Raw genomic sequence first — 13,656 nt, 5'->3', positions numbered from 1 at the left:
GATTTTGCACGCTGGAAAGCACGCTCGACGAAGGAGTCATGGCAATGTTGACCTTGTACGGCACCAAGGGTTCGGGATCGGCCGCCATCGAGGCGGCGCTGACGCGGGCCGGCCTGGCCTACACGGGCGTCGATGCGGCGTCCTGGAACCCCGGCCCGGGCCGGGACGAGTTGTTGAAGGTGAATCCGCTGGGGCAGATTCCGACCCTGGTGCTGGCCGACGGCACGGTGTTGACGGAAAGCGCCGCCATCCTCATCCATCTCGGCCTGACGGTGGCGCCGGGCCTGCTGCTGCCGCTGGACGCCAGCGACCGGGCGCGCGCCATCCGCGGCCTGGTCTATGTGGCGGCCAACTGCTATGCGGCCATCAGCGTCATCGACTACCCCGAGCGCTGGTGCGAGCCCTGCGACGACGCGCTGAAGGCGCAGATTCGCGCCGGCACGCGGGCCCGCCTGCACGAGCACTGGCGGCTGTTCGCCGACCAGTTCGAGATCGGCTTCGACGCCGGCTCGCCCGGCGCCCTGGAGCTGCTGGCGACGGTGGTGTCCAAGTGGTCCGGTGCTCGGCCCATGCTGCAGGCCGAGAGGCCGAGCTTTTATGCTCAGCTGATGCGCGTCGAGCAGCATCCCGAGGTTGCTGCCGTCTTCCAACGCCATTGGCCTTGAGCCGAGGATCGATTCCCATGACCCATCCCATCGACGCCTGGCATGAGCTGGCGAAAGCCCGCAACCCGCGCGCCTTGGCTGCCCTGCTGTCCGACGACGTCGTCTTCCACTCGCCCGTCGTGCACACGCCACAGCGCGGCAAGCTGCTGGCCTCGCAATACCTCGGCGCCGCGCTGATGATCCTGGGCAACGACAGCTTTCGCTATGTGCGCGAGATCCGCGGCGAGCGCGATGCGCTGCTGGAGTTCGAGCTGGAGCTGGACGGCGTGGCCGTCAACGGCGTCGACCTGATCCGCTGGAACGACGCCGGCCAGATCACCGACTTCAAGGTCATGATCCGGCCGCTCAAGGCCATCCAGGCCGTGCAGCAGAAGATGGCCGAGCTGCTGGCCAAGATGCAGCAGCAGCCCGGTCAATAGGTCACGGCACAGAGCACAGGCAGTGCACCGCGGCGGCCTTGTCCCAATGGCCGCGGGCCGAGAACTGCGACAGCTCCCTCAGCATGGCGAGCTCCTCGCGCACCGGCCCGGGCAGGGCGTCCAGGCCCAGTGAGCTGCCGACGGCCGCGCTGATGGACGGCGCCACCGCATCGGTCAGCGAGGCGATCAGGCGCTCGCTGCGGCTCATGTCGCGCTCCACATAGGCCAGGCGCGGCTTCTCGCCGGCCTTGACCTCGAGCTTGGCGAGCTGGACGGCCGTCTGCACGGCGTCATCGAAGCTGCCCAGGCGGTCGACCAGACCGCGCTCCTTGGCCTGCGAGCCCGTCCAAATGCGGCCCTGCGCGACAGCGTCGATCTTCTCCGGCGTGCTCTTGCGCGCCTGGGCCGCGAGGGTGGTGAAGCGGCTGTAGGTGTTGTCGATGCTGGCCTGCACGGCGGCCTTCAGGCGCGGGTCCAGCGGGCGGCGCGGGTCGTAGCCGCCGGCCAGCCAGGTCGTCGTGACGCCGCCGGTGTGCAGGGACAGCTTGTCCATCAGGCCCTCGGCCGTCGGCAGCATGCCGAAGACGCCGATGCTGCCGGTGATGGTGCCGGCGTCGGCGATGACGGCGTCGCTGGCCATGGAGATCCAGTAGCCGCCCGAGGCCGCCACGTCGCCCATGGAGACGACGACGGGCTTGCCGGCCGCGCGCGTCAGCTCCAGCTCGCGGCGCAGGATCTCGGAGGCAAAGGCGCTGCCGCCGGGCGAGCTCACGCGCAGCACGACAGCCTTGATGGCGTCGTCCTCGCGGGCCTTGCGGATCAGGCGGGCCGTGGAGTCGCCGCCGATGCGGCCCGGGCCGGCATCGCCGTCGACGATCTCGCCCTCGGCCACGATGACGCCAATGCCCGGCTGAAGCTTGTTGGGCGTGCCGGCGTCCTTCACATAGGACAGGTACTGGTTCATGGACACCTGGCGGAAGCTCTTGCTCTCCTCGTCCTTGGCGCCCTTGGCGATCAGCAGCGCGCGCATCTCGTCGCGCGTCTTCAGGCCGTCGACGAGCTTGGACTGCAGGGCCAGCTTGGCGACGTCGCCCTGGACGCCGGCGAGCAGGGCGGGCAGCTCGGCGATGCCCTTGGCGATGCTGCCGGCCTCGAGCTTGCGGGCCGTCTCGATGCTGGCGGTGAAGCCGTTCCACAGCTCGCCGTAGACCAGGCCCTCGGACTCCTGCGTCGCCGGGCTGGGGCCGTTGGCCGTGTAGGTCTCGGCGAAGTTCTTGAAGGTGCCGGCCTTGATGACGTGGGGCGTCACGCCGATGCGGTCCAGGGCGTCCTTGTAATAGGTGCGCCAGCGGCCGAAGCCCTCCAGGCTGACCATGCCCATGGGATGCAGATAGACCTCATTGGCCTGGGCGGCCAGGAAATAGCCGCGCTGGCTGTAGCTGTCGCCATAGGCATAGAGGGGCTTGCCGCTCTGCTTGAAGCGCTGCAGCGCGGCCTGGACTTCATGCAGGCCGGCCAGTCCAGCGCCGTGCAGCTCCTCGACGTCCAGCAGCACGGCGGCTATCTGGTCGTCCCTGGCGGCCTGGTCGAGCGCGGCCAGCACGTCGCGCAGCCGGGTCTGGCGCGGCAGGCTGCTGCCCTGGGCCTGGGCCTTGAGCTGTTCGCGCGCGCTGCCGGAGAACTGCTCGACGAGGTTGCCGTCGAGCTTGAGCACCAGCGTGGTCTTGTCGGCCAGCGGCTTGGGGCCGCGCGTCATCAGGGCGGTGACGAAGATGATGAGGAGGAGCAGCACGAAGAGGTTCATCAGCGCGCGGCGCGTGCCGTCGAGCAGCCACCAGGCCTTGGAGAACAGCCAGCCCAGCTTGGAGAAAAAGGACTTCATCGACAGCTACCTTGAGGGTTGATGCGGGCAATTGTGAGGGGCTTCGCGGCTAGCATCCGCCGGTCACGGTTTGTGAGGATTGCCCATGCTTGCTTGGCCCGGCTGGACGCGACGCATCAACGAGCATTTCCCGCTGCGCTATCTGACCTGGATGCTCTGCGGCCTGCTGGCCCTGGTCTTTGCCATCGGCTGGATGGGCGGGCTCACCGATGGCCTGCTGGTCCTCGTCTTCCTCGGCCTGGCGCTGCTGGGCCTGCGCGATGCCCGCCAGACGCGTCATTCCATTTTGCGCAACTACCCCGTCATCGGGCATCTGCGCTTCCTGTTCGAGTTCATCCGCCCCGAGATCCGCCAGTACTTCCTGGAAGGCGACAACGAGGCGGCGCCGTTCTCGCGTGCGCAGCGCTCCATCGTCTACCAGCGCGCCAAGGGCGAGGCCGACCAGCGGCCCTTCGGCACCCAGCTCGATGTCGGTGCGCGCGGCTATGAGTGGATCAACCATTCCCTGGCCCCGACCCATCTCACCAGCCACGACTTCCGCATCACCATCGGGGCTGTGCGGGCCCAGCCCTATTCGGCCAGCGTCTTCAACATCTCGGCGATGAGCTTCGGCGCCTTGAGCGCCAATGCCATCTTGTCCCTGAACAAGGGCGCCAAGCAGGGCGGCTTCGCCCATGACACCGGCGAGGGCTCCATCAGCGCCCACCACCGCGTGCATGGCGGCGACCTGATCTGGGAGATCGGCTCGGGCTATTTCGGCTGCCGCAACGACGACGGCTCGTTCAGCCCCGAGCGCTTCGAGGCCAACGCCCGCGACCCCCAGGTCAAGATGATCGAGCTCAAGCTCAGCCAGGGCGCCAAGCCCGGCCATGGCGGCGTGCTGCCCGGCCCCAAGGTGACGGCCGAGATCGCCGCCGCGCGCGGCGTGCCCGAGGGCGTCTCCTGCATCTCGCCGGCCCGGCACAGCGCCTTCTCGACCCCCGTCGAGATGATGCAGTTCATCGAACAGCTGCGCACCCTGTCCGGCGGCAAGCCGACCGGCTTCAAGCTCTGCATCGGCCATCCCTGGGAATGGTTCGCCGTCTGCAAGGCCATGCTGGAGACCGGCATCACGCCCGACTTCATCGTTGTCGACGGCGCCGAGGGCGGCACGGGCGCGGCGCCGCTGGAGTTCACCAACCATGTCGGCGCGCCGGTGCAGGAGGGCCTGCTGCTGGTGCACAACACGCTGCTGGGCCTGAGCCTGCGCGACAAGATCAAGATCGGCTGCGCCGGCAAGGTCACGACGGCCTTCGACATCGTGCGCCTGATGGCCCTGGGCGCCGACTGGTGCAATGCCGGCCGCGGCTTCATGTTCGCCCTCGGCTGCATCCAGGCCCAGGCCTGCCACACCGGCCATTGCCCGACCGGCGTGACGACCCAGGACCCGGTGCGCCAGCGCGCCATCGTCGTGCCCGACAAGGCCCAGCGCGTCGCCAACTTCCACCAGAACACGCTGAAGGCGCTGAAGGAACTGGTCGAAGCCGCTGGCCTGTGCCATCCGCAGGAGATCACGGCCCAGCACATCGTTCACCGCCTGGACAAGCACGAGGTCAGGCTGCTGGCCAACCTGCTGCCCTTCGTCGAGCCCGGCGCCATCCTGCGCGGCGAGCTGCCGCACAACACCTTCCGCATCTACTGGCCGCTGGCCAGCGCGCACAGCTTCGCGCCGCAAGGGGCCATCGCACGAACCGGTTAGGCCCCCCGCGATCCGGGTCCGCCGGGTCATGGGGGATGGCGACTGCAAATTAGGGGGGTGACGGCCAAAACGCGCACAATGCGAACGGTTACATCCCCGCGACATGCCCACCGTCTATCTTCTTCGCCTCAGCGAGCCCACGCTGCAGCGCACCCGTTCGTTGCTGCTGCAGGCCCCGGGCGTCGAGCTGGCCGGCAGCAGCACGGTGCTGGCGGACGCGCTGGACGAGCTCGCGGCGCTGGCGCCCGACATCGTCGCCACCGACCTGCGCCTGGTGGACAGCCATGCGATGCGCGTCGCCCATGAACTGGGCCGGCTGCCGGTGCGACCCCAGCTGCTGCTGCTCGCGCCGACGGCCGACGACCTGCAGCTGTTCGCGGCCCTCAGCGCGGGTGCCAATGCCTATCACGTCGACGACGGCGGCGGCGCCGGCCTCGTCGAAGCCTTGATGCGCCTGCACGAGCGGCGCTCCATGCTCAGCCCCCAGCTCGCCCGCCAGGCCCTGGCGGCCTTCGGCATCGAGCGCAGCCCGCTGACCATCGCCCGCCAGCCCGCCGCCCCGCTGGACGCCAGCCCCGCCGGCCGCCAGATCGACCAGGCCAGCCGCCATGTGCTGACGCTGCTGGCCCAGGGCCTGCTGCTGGCCGAGATCGCGACGCTGTGGAAGCTGGAGGTGGCCGAGATCGAGCGCCGCATCTGGCGCCTCGTGCGGCTATTGCACGTCCGCTCGCGCGAACTGCTGATCGCCTGATCAGGCCAACGGGACGGTGTCGGCGAAGCTCTGGCGCTGGGACAGCTTGTCCATGTGGCGCGCCAGGTTGGGATGGTCCTCGCGCCAGTTGATTTCCGGGAAGCGGAACTCCAGCCAGCCCAGGGCGCAGCCGACGGAGATGTCGGCCAGCGAGAAATGGTTGCCCGAGCACCAGGGCTTGTCGCCCAGGCCCTGGCTCATCGCGGCCAAGGCCGCCATGACCTTGGTGAGGTGACGGTCGATCCAGGCCTGGCTGCGCTGCTCCGGCGGGCGCTTGGCCCAGGTGCGCTCCAGGCGCACGAGGACGGCGGCGTCGACGATGCCGTCGGCCAGGGCCTCCCAGGTGCGCACCTCGCAGCGCTCGCGGCCCCGCTCGGGGATGAGCTTGCCCACCGGCGACAGCGTGTCCACGTATTCGACGATGACGCGCGAATCGAAGACGGCGCCGGTGATGGAGTCCTGGCCTTCCATGACCAGGCAGGGCACCTTGCCCAGCGGGTTCATCTTCAGGATCGCATCGCTGCCCCAGACATCTTCCAGCACCAGCTGGTAGTCGAGCTTCTTCTCGGCCATCACGATGCGCACCTTGCGCACGTAAGGGCTGGTGAGAGAACCGATCAACTTCATCGTCATAGGGCAGGTACAGGGATCACAAGTCGAAACGATTCTAGCCAGCGCCCTCGGCTGCCCCGCCCGTGAAAAAGGCCTGTCGGCTGGGGCCGACAGGCCCGCAAGCAGGGGTTGTCAGCAATGAGCGCGGCCTGCACAGTGCTGCCGCTCAGACACCGGCGCCGTCCCAGGAAGCCGGGACAAAAATGCATCCGGGGAGGATGAATGCTTGATTCCGACGCGACCGCGGACGCCGTGTCCGTGGCCGAACCGCCGGCCGTGCCCAGCGCGGTTGCGCCCGAGGTGCGCGAATTGCCGGTCCATTTCAGCGGCAGCGGCGTCGAATACCTGCGCATCTGGCTGCTGCACCTGCTGCTCATCGTGTTGACGCTGGGCCTGTACCTGCCCTTCGCCAAGGCCCGCCGCATCCGCTATCTGCATGCCAACAGTTGGATAGATGGCGATGCGCTGGCCTTCCACGGCGATCCGAAGACGATGTTCCGCGGCTTCATGGTGCTGGTCGCACTGTTCGGCGTCTATGCCATCGGCGGCCGCTTCGCGCCGCTGGCCGGCTATGTCGCCTTCCTGGGCCTGTGCGTGCTGTGGCCGGCGCTGTGGCGGGCCGGACAGCAGTTCCGCCTCGCCAACACCTCGTGGCGCGGCCTGCGCTTTGCCTTCCGCGGCGACCTGGGCGATGCCTACTCGGCCTTCGGCGTCGTCATCTGGCCGCTGGTGCTGATGGTCGGCGTGCAGCGCGTCGCCGAAGACCTCGTCACCGGCCGGGTCGCCTTCAGCGCGCAGATGACGAACTGGGTGGTGGGGGCCATGGCCGTCGTCGGCGGCATCGGTACCCTGCTGTACGTCAGCCTGCTGCCCCTGGCCCTGGCCAAGGTCAAGCGCTACCAGCACAACCACTACCAGCTGGCCGACCAGCGCGCGCAGCTGCAGGTGAAGACCCGGCGCTTCTATGCCCTGGCCCTGAAGACGCTGTGCTGGGTCCTCGTGCCCCTGCTGCTGCTGGTCGGGCTGCTGATGATTCCGGAGGTGCGCGGCTGGTTCGATTCGAAGAAGACGCTGGGGCTGGCCGCCATGACGGGCATCGTGGCGGCCTATCTGCTGTCCTTCGTGCTGGTGGTCCCCTTCTTCAACGCCAAGTTGCAGAACCTGGTCTGGGACCACACCTCGTCGGCGCAGGTGCGTTTCTCCAGCCGCCTGAGGTTTCGCAGCCTGGCCTGGGTGACGGCCAAGAACTGGACCCTGACCCTGTTGACGCTGGGCCTGTACCGGCCCTTTGCCGTCATCAACACCTGGAAGCTGAAGCTGGAGGCGGTCAGCATCCAGGTCAGTGGTTCCATGGCCGGCTGGGATGGCCGCGAAAGCGCCAACTACGCCGACGCCTCCGGCGAAGCCGCCGGTGACTTCTTCGGTATCGACGTCGGCCTATGAACGCTGCCAACTCCCCCATCCTGGCCGTTCAGTGGTTCGACGGCCTGCACCCCGTGGCCCGGCCCGCCCGCATCTGGTTCGACGAGAAACGCGTCTGCGTGCAGGCCGGTGACGGCGCCGCGCCGCTCGACTATGCGCCGGCCAAGCTGCGCTGGCCCGACCCGCTGCGGCGCGGCCAACGCCAGCTCCTGCTGCCGGACGGCGGCGTGCTGGTCTGCGCCGACGCGGCGGCCTACGACGCCTGGCTGAAGCAGAGCGGGCGGCGGCACGGAGTCATCGCGCGCTGGCAGCAAAACGGCTGGCTGGCCTTGCTGACGCTCGTGTTGCTGGCGGCCACCCTGTTTGCCGGCTGGCGCTGGGGCGTGCCCGTCGCCGCGGACACGACGGTCAGGTTCCTGCCCGCCTACGTCGACGATCAGGTCGGCGATCAGGTGCTGCGGGAATTGGACAGGCACTGGCTGCGGCCCAGCAAGCTCAGCTGGGCCCAGCGCCGGGCGGTCTTCGATCGCTTCGCCGATGCCGTGGACACCTCGCTGGACCGCCGCGTCCTGGCCAAGCTCACGCATTTCGACCTGCAGTTCCGTGAGGGCGGCCGCCACTTCGGCCCCAATGCGCTGGCGCTGCCGGGCGGCACCATCATCGTGACCGACGAACTCGTCAGGCTGCTGGAAGACCAGCCCGAGGCCCTTGTCGGCGTGCTGGGCCATGAGCTCGGCCATGTGAAACACCGCCACGGCATGCGGCTGACGCTGCGCGCCAGCACCGTCGGCCTGGCCACCGGCGTGCTGATCGGCGACTTCTCGCTGGCCCTCGCGACAGCCCCGGCCATGCTGGCCCAGCAGAGCTATTCACGCGATTTCGAACGCGAGGCCGATGCCTATGCCCGCACGCTGCTGCTCGGCGCGGGCATCAAGCCGGCGGTCATGGTGAGCTTCTTCGAGAAGCTGCAGAAGCAGCGCGAGGAAGACGGCGAGGACTCGGGCAGCGGCTTCGGCGCCGCCTTTTCCAGCCATCCCGCCGACGAGGAGCGCAAGGCCTTCTACAAGGGCGAAGGGACGGCGCCGTCCAAAAACTAGAATCGCGGGTTTTCCACGATCCGCCGGCCCGCCATGTCCACTTCCGAATACTCCGCCATCAGCGCCCTCTCGCCGCTGGACGGCCGCTATGCCGCCAAGGTGGCTGCCCTGCGTCCGCTGCTGTCCGAGTTCGGGCTGATGCACCGCCGCGTGCAGGTCGAGGTGGAGTGGTTCATTGCGCTGAGCGACGCCGGCTTCAAGGAGTTCAAGCCGCTGTCCAGCGCCGCGCGCTCGCGCCTGCGCCGCCTGGTCAAGAAGTTCAGCGAGGCCGATGCCGAGGAGATCAAGGCCATCGAGCGCACGACCAACCACGACGTCAAGGCCGTGGAGTACTGGATCAAGCGCAGCTTCGAAGGCCAGCCTGAGCTGCTCGCCGCTGCTGAGTTCGTGCACTTCGCCTGCACCAGCGAGGACATCAACAACACCAGCCATGCGCTGATGCTGAAGGCCGCGCGCGACGAGGTCATGCTGCCGGCCCTGGACGGCATCGTCGCCACGCTGCGCAAGATGGCCCACCAGTTCGCGGCCACGCCGATGCTGAGCCGCACCCACGGCCAGACGGCCAGCCCGACGACGGTGGGCAAGGAGATCGCCAATGTCGTGGCCCGCCTGGTCACGGCGCGTGCCCGCATCGCCGCGGTGAAGCCGCTGGCCAAGATGAATGGCGCCGTCGGCAACTTCAACGCCCATCTGTCGGCCTGGCCCAAGCACGACTGGGAGAAGTTCTCCAAGACCGTCATCGAGAAGCAGCTCAAGCTGAGCTTCAACCCCTACACCATCCAGATCGAGCCGCACGACTACATGGCCGAGCTGTTCGACGCCTTCACGCGCGCCAACACCATCCTGATCGACTGGTCGCGCGACGTCTGGGGCTATATCTCGCTGGGCTACTTCAAGCAAAAGACCAAGGCCGGCGAGATCGGCAGCTCGACGATGCCGCACAAGGTCAACCCCATCGACTTCGAGAACGCGGAAGGCAACTTCGGCCTGGCCAGCGCCGTGCTGACGCATCTGAGCCAGAAGCTGCCCGTCAGCCGCTGGCAGCGCGACCTGACCGACTCGACGGTGCTGCGCAACATGGGTGTCGGCCTGGGCTATGCGCTGCTGGGCTACGACTCCCTGGCCAAGGGCCTGGGCAAGCTCGAGCTCAACGAGACCGCGCTGGCCGACGACCTGGACGCTGCCTGGGAAGTGCTGGCCGAGCCCATCCAGACCGTCATGCGCCGCTATGGCCTGCCCAACCCCTATGAGCAGCTCAAGGAGCTGACGCGCGGCAAGGCCATCACCCAGGAATCCATCCGCGCCTTCATCGAGGGGCTGGATCTGCCCAAGGCCGAGAAGGCGCGGCTGCTGAAGATGACGCCGGGCAGCTACACGGGCCTGGCTGCAGATCTCGCCAAGCGGGTCTAAAGCGTTAAGCGGAACACTCTCGAGGGCTCGTTGTAGCCCTCGAGCTGTTCCTGGCCCTGCTCGACGAAGCCCAGCTTGGAGAGCAGGGCGATGCTGGGCGTGTTGTCGACGGCCGTGATGGCCATCAACACCGGCCAGCCCAGAGCCGCCTTGGCATGCGCCACACAGGCCCGCGCGGCCTCCACGGCGTAGCCCTGGCCTTCGTGCTCGGCCAGCAGCGCATAGCCGAGGTCGGGCTCGGGCAGGGCGGGGCGCTTGAACAGGCCGCACATGCCGACGAGAACGCCGTCCTCGCGCCGCTCCAAGGCCCAGAAGCCGTGACCCAGTTCACGGTAGGCCTTGAAGAGCCGCCCCTCGGCCCAGGCCAGGGCGTCGTCGACGGTTCTCACGCCGGGATCGTTGATGTTGCGGATCCAGCCCGGCTCGTTGACGAGGCGCAGCAGGAAGGGGGCGTCAAGCGGTGTGAATTCACGCAGTGACAGGCGATCGGTATCCAGGATATGCATGAGACAAGACAATAACCGGTCATGCTCCGCTCCCCGATCACCCGCCAGACCGCCGCCTCATAGACCTTTCATGAGCCTAGCGCCCGATACCAGCGACAACCCCGCGCTCAGCCAGGCTTTGCGCGAGCTGGACGTCATCCTGGCCAATGCGGGCGTCGGCGTGGTCTTCGTGAAAGCGCGCACCCTGGTGCGCTGCAACCAGCGCTATGCCGAGATCTTCGGCTTCGACGGCCCCGAGGCGGCCGTCGGGCGCAGCAGCCTGGAGCTCTACAAGACCGAGCAGGACGCCCGCGGCCTGGGCGCCCGTGCCTACCCGGTGCTGGCCACCGGCGAGACCTTCCGCGGCGAGCAGCTGATGCGGCGCCAGAACGGCGAGCTGTTCTGGGCCCATCTGACCGGCCGCCTCATCAATGCCGAGGACCCGGCCGACGGCTCGATCTGGATCGTCGACGACATCAGCGAGCGCAAGCAGGCCGACGCCGCGCTGCAGGACCTGCACGCCGAACAGCAGCTGATCTTCGACCACGCGATGGTCGGCATCGTCTTCCTGCGTGGCCGCCGCGTGACGCGCTGCAACCGCGCCTTCGAGCAGCTGTTCGGCTACGAGCCGGGCGAGCTGGACGGCCAGTTCTCGCGGGCCTGGTATCTGAGCGACGAGGACTGGAAGGCCGCCGGCGACGCCTGCTACGAGCCGCTGTCCCGTGGCGACTCCTTCCATGCCGAGATGCTGCTGGGCCGCAAGGACGGCACGCCCATCTACTGCGAAGTGCGCAGCAAGGCCATCGACCGCAGCGATCTGTCGCGCGGCTCGATCTGGATCACCCAGGACATCACGGCCCGCAAGCAGGCCGAGCTGGAGCTGGTGCAGGCCAAGGCGCAGCTGGAGGCCCTCGTCCAGCAGCGCACCGAGCAGCTCAGCCAGACCGTCGAGGCCCTGGAGCTCAAGGTCGCCGAGCAGCAGGCCGCCGAGGCCCGCGCCGAGCGACTGGCCCTGTTCGACGGCCTGACCGGCCTGCCGAATCGCCATCTGCTCGCCGACCGCGCCAGCCAGGCCATCGACATCGCCCGCCGCAACGACGAGCCGCTGGCCGTGCTCTTCCTGGATCTGGATCACTTCAAGAACGTCAATGATTCGCTCGGCCACCGCGTCGGCGACAGCCTGCTGAACCAGCTCGCCGGCCGCCTGCGTGGCGCCGTGCGCGAGCAGGACACCGTGGCCCGCATGGGCGGCGATGAATTCGTGCTGGTGCTGCCGCTGACCGACATCGCCGGCGCCGCCCATCTGGCCACCAAGCTGATGGGCCTGGCGAGCGCCCCCTTCCACGTCGACCAGCAGGAGCTGACCGTCACGCCGTCCATGGGCATCGCGATGTTCCCGACCGACGGCGACGACTTCGACACCCTGTGCAAATGCGCCGACGCGGCCATGTACCGGGCCAAAAAAGACGGCCGCAATGCCTACCGCTTCTTCACCAGCGAGATGCAGGCCCAGTCGGCCCGCGCCCTGCAGCTGGAGAACGCGCTGCGCCGCGCGCAGGAGCGCAACCAGCTCAGCCTGCACTACCAGCCCCAGTTCGCGCTGGACGCCCAGGGCGAGAGCCAGATCGTCGGTGCCGAGGCCCTGCTGCGCTGGCACCACCCCGAGCTGGGCTGGGTGTCGCCGGCCGAATTCATTCCCATCGCCGAGTCCTCCGGCCTCATCCTGCCCATCGGCGAATGGGTGCTGCGCGAGGCCCTGAGCCAGTTGCGCCGCTGGGACGAAGCCGGCCTGCCCGAGCTGACCATGGCCGTCAACCTGTCGGCCGTGCAGTTCCGCCATGACGACCTGCCCGAGCTGGTCGGCCGCGTGCTCGACGAGACCGGCATGCCGGCCGAGCGCCTGGAGCTGGAGCTGACCGAGGGCGCCGCCATGGACAACCCGGCCGTCGCCATCACCGTCATGAACGAGCTGCATGCCCGCGGCGTGCATCTGTCCATCGACGACTTCGGCACCGGCTATTCCTCGCTGTCCTATCTGAAGAAATTCCGCGTCAGCAAGCTCAAGATCGACCAGTCCTTCGTGCGCGACCTGACCGACGACGCTGAAGACCGCGCCATCGTCGATGCCGTCATCCGCATGGCCGGCGCCCTGGGCCTGGAGACGCTTGCGGAGGGTGTAGAGACCGAGGGCCAGCTGGCCTTCCTGCGCCGCCAGGGCTGCCAGGCCGTGCAGGGCTATCTGTTCAGCCGGCCCCTGCCTGCGGAGGCTTTTGCACAATTCGTGCTCGCCCGCACCATCCCCATCTCCGCCTACTGATGACCTTCGTCGCCCAGCTCCAAGCCCTTTGCGCCTCCCGACTCTGCGTCGGCCTCGATCCCGAGCCGTCCAAGCTGCCCAATGGCTGGGCGGGAGACACCAGCAAGATCTTCGACTTCTGCGCGGCGATCGTCGACGCGACCAAGGACCTGGTCTGCGCCTTCAAGCCGCAGATCGCCTATTTCGCCGCCTGCGGCGCCGAGGCCCAGCTGGAGCGCCTCATCTCGCACATCCACGCGGTCGCCCCCGGCGTGCCCGTCATCCTCGACGCCAAGCGCGGTGACATCGGCTCCACCGCCGAGCAGTACGCCCGCGAGGCCTTCGTGCGCTACCAGGCCGATGCCGTGACCCTGTCGCCCTTCATGGGCTTCGATTCCGTCGAGCCCTACCTCGCCTATGAAGGCAAGGGCGCCATCCTGCTGTGCCGCACCTCCAACAAGGGCGGCGACGACTGGCAGATGCAGCGCCTGGCCGATGTGCCGGGCCAGCCGCGCCTGTTCGAGCACCTGGCCCATCTGGCCGAGACGCAGTGGAACCGCAACGGCCAGCTCGGCCTCGTCGTCGGCGCCACCTATCCGGAAGAGATCGCCCGCGTGCGCGCGCTCGCGCCCACCCTGCCCCTGCTGGTGCCGGGCGTGGGCGCCCAGGGCGGCGATGCGGCCGCCGTCGTGCAGGCCGCCGGCCGCACGGCGCCCCTGGTCGTCAATTCTTCGCGCGCCATCCTCTATGCGAGCAGCGGCGCCGACTTTGCCGAGCGCGCCCGCGCCGTCGCGGAAGCCACCCGCAGAAGCCTCGCCTGAGGATATGAGGCCCCCACGCAAACCTTGTTTGCTGCCTGGCAGGCCGCGCCGAGCCAGT

General features: G+C 68.4%; 12 protein-coding genes. 9 read left to right on the top strand and 3 right to left on the bottom strand.

What is annotated here, in order from left to right:
- Window positions 1-44 precede the first annotated feature (44 nt).
- Complete coding sequence (locus AC07OY_RS10385) at window positions 45-665, top strand: glutathione S-transferase (RefSeq protein WP_495042489.1); 621 nt, start codon at window positions 45-47, stop codon at window positions 663-665.
- A gap of 17 nt (window positions 666-682) precedes the next feature.
- Window positions 683-1,084 carry a nuclear transport factor 2 family protein gene (locus AC07OY_RS10380; protein ID WP_495042488.1) on the top strand — a complete coding sequence of 134 codons (402 nt, stop codon included), beginning with the start codon at window positions 683-685 and terminating at the stop codon, window positions 1,082-1,084.
- A 1-nt stretch (window position 1,085) separates the two neighbouring features.
- Here AC07OY_RS10380 and sppA read toward each other — a convergent pair whose 3' ends face one another.
- Window positions 1,086-2,966, bottom strand: coding sequence for a signal peptide peptidase SppA (sppA, locus tag AC07OY_RS10375; RefSeq protein WP_495042487.1), 1,881 nt, complete (start codon window positions 2,964-2,966; stop codon window positions 1,086-1,088).
- Between the two features lie 85 nt (window positions 2,967-3,051).
- Between sppA and AC07OY_RS10370 the strand changes: the two genes are divergently transcribed.
- Both AC07OY_RS10370 and AC07OY_RS10365 read left to right on the top strand, forming a co-directional pair.
- Entirely contained in the window at window positions 3,052-4,704 is a 1,653-nt protein-coding gene (locus tag AC07OY_RS10370; protein ID WP_495042486.1) for an FMN-binding glutamate synthase family protein, read from the top strand.
- Window positions 4,705-4,807: 103 nt separating this feature from the next.
- The gene (locus tag AC07OY_RS10365) at window positions 4,808-5,455 is read left to right on the top strand and encodes a response regulator (protein ID WP_495042485.1); all 648 of its coding nucleotides are present in this window, start codon (window positions 4,808-4,810) and stop codon (window positions 5,453-5,455) included.
- Here AC07OY_RS10365 and AC07OY_RS10360 read toward each other — a convergent pair whose 3' ends face one another.
- Window positions 5,456-6,082 carry a glutathione S-transferase family protein gene (locus tag AC07OY_RS10360; RefSeq protein ID WP_495042484.1) on the bottom strand — a complete coding sequence of 209 codons (627 nt, stop codon included), beginning with the start codon at window positions 6,080-6,082 and terminating at the stop codon, window positions 5,456-5,458.
- A 207-nt stretch (window positions 6,083-6,289) separates the two neighbouring features.
- Between AC07OY_RS10360 and AC07OY_RS10355 the strand changes: the two genes are divergently transcribed.
- Genes AC07OY_RS10355 through purB form a run of 3 tightly spaced genes read left to right on the top strand, consistent with a single transcriptional unit; the run spans window position 6,290 to window position 9,996 of the window.
- Complete coding sequence (locus tag AC07OY_RS10355) at window positions 6,290-7,510, top strand: YjgN family protein (protein ID WP_495042483.1); 1,221 nt, start codon at window positions 6,290-6,292, stop codon at window positions 7,508-7,510.
- On the top strand, window positions 7,507-8,586 hold the full coding sequence (locus AC07OY_RS10350) for a M48 family metallopeptidase (protein WP_495042482.1): 1,080 nt from the start codon (window positions 7,507-7,509) through the stop codon (window positions 8,584-8,586). Before AC07OY_RS10355 ends, AC07OY_RS10350 begins: the two co-directional genes overlap by 4 nt.
- A gap of 33 nt (window positions 8,587-8,619) precedes the next feature.
- Window positions 8,620-9,996 carry an adenylosuccinate lyase gene (gene purB / locus AC07OY_RS10345; RefSeq protein WP_495042481.1) on the top strand — a complete coding sequence of 459 codons (1,377 nt, stop codon included), beginning with the start codon at window positions 8,620-8,622 and terminating at the stop codon, window positions 9,994-9,996.
- Here the strand turns inward: purB and AC07OY_RS10340 are convergent.
- Entirely contained in the window at window positions 9,993-10,502 is a 510-nt protein-coding gene (locus AC07OY_RS10340; RefSeq protein WP_495042480.1) for a GNAT family N-acetyltransferase, read from the bottom strand. The genes purB and AC07OY_RS10340 overlap by 4 nt on opposite strands.
- A 70-nt stretch (window positions 10,503-10,572) precedes the next feature.
- Between AC07OY_RS10340 and AC07OY_RS10335 the strand changes: the two genes are divergently transcribed.
- Together AC07OY_RS10335 and pyrF are read left to right on the top strand one after the other, a co-directional pair.
- Entirely contained in the window at window positions 10,573-12,798 is a 2,226-nt protein-coding gene (locus AC07OY_RS10335; protein ID WP_495042479.1) for a putative bifunctional diguanylate cyclase/phosphodiesterase, read from the top strand.
- Window positions 12,798-13,598, top strand: coding sequence for an orotidine-5'-phosphate decarboxylase (gene pyrF, locus AC07OY_RS10330; RefSeq protein WP_495042478.1), 801 nt, complete (start codon window positions 12,798-12,800; stop codon window positions 13,596-13,598). The genes AC07OY_RS10335 and pyrF overlap by 1 nt, the downstream gene beginning before the upstream one ends.
- The last annotated feature ends 58 nt before the right edge of the window (window positions 13,599-13,656 follow it).

This window comes from Roseateles sp. GW821-FHT09H10 (assembly GCF_059415865.1).
Note: the sequence above shows the minus strand (reverse complement) of the source record. Positions and strands in the feature narration are given on the sequence as shown.

Bases quoted from the DNA above. Each gene is read 5' to 3' on its own strand.
- AC07OY_RS10355 (WP_495042483.1), top strand. From the start codon at position 6,290: ATGCTTGATTCCGACGCGACCGCGGACGCCGTGTCCGTGGCCGAACCG.
- pyrF (WP_495042478.1), top strand. From the start codon at position 12,798: ATGACCTTCGTCGCCCAGCTCCAAGCCCTTTGCGCCTCCCGACTCTGC.
- AC07OY_RS10370 (WP_495042486.1), top strand. From the start codon at position 3,052: ATGCTTGCTTGGCCCGGCTGGACGCGACGCATCAACGAGCATTTCCCG.
- purB (WP_495042481.1), top strand. From the start codon at position 8,620: ATGTCCACTTCCGAATACTCCGCCATCAGCGCCCTCTCGCCGCTGGAC.
- AC07OY_RS10335 (WP_495042479.1), top strand. From the start codon at position 10,573: ATGAGCCTAGCGCCCGATACCAGCGACAACCCCGCGCTCAGCCAGGCT.
- AC07OY_RS10380 (WP_495042488.1), top strand. From the start codon at position 683: ATGACCCATCCCATCGACGCCTGGCATGAGCTGGCGAAAGCCCGCAAC.
- AC07OY_RS10365 (WP_495042485.1), top strand. From the start codon at position 4,808: ATGCCCACCGTCTATCTTCTTCGCCTCAGCGAGCCCACGCTGCAGCGC.
- AC07OY_RS10360 (WP_495042484.1), bottom strand. From the start codon at position 6,082: ATGAAGTTGATCGGTTCTCTCACCAGCCCTTACGTGCGCAAGGTGCGC.
- AC07OY_RS10385 (WP_495042489.1), top strand. From the start codon at position 45: ATGTTGACCTTGTACGGCACCAAGGGTTCGGGATCGGCCGCCATCGAG.
- sppA (WP_495042487.1), bottom strand. From the start codon at position 2,966: ATGAAGTCCTTTTTCTCCAAGCTGGGCTGGCTGTTCTCCAAGGCCTGG.
- AC07OY_RS10350 (WP_495042482.1), top strand. From the start codon at position 7,507: ATGAACGCTGCCAACTCCCCCATCCTGGCCGTTCAGTGGTTCGACGGC.
- AC07OY_RS10340 (WP_495042480.1), bottom strand. From the start codon at position 10,502: ATGCATATCCTGGATACCGATCGCCTGTCACTGCGTGAATTCACACCG.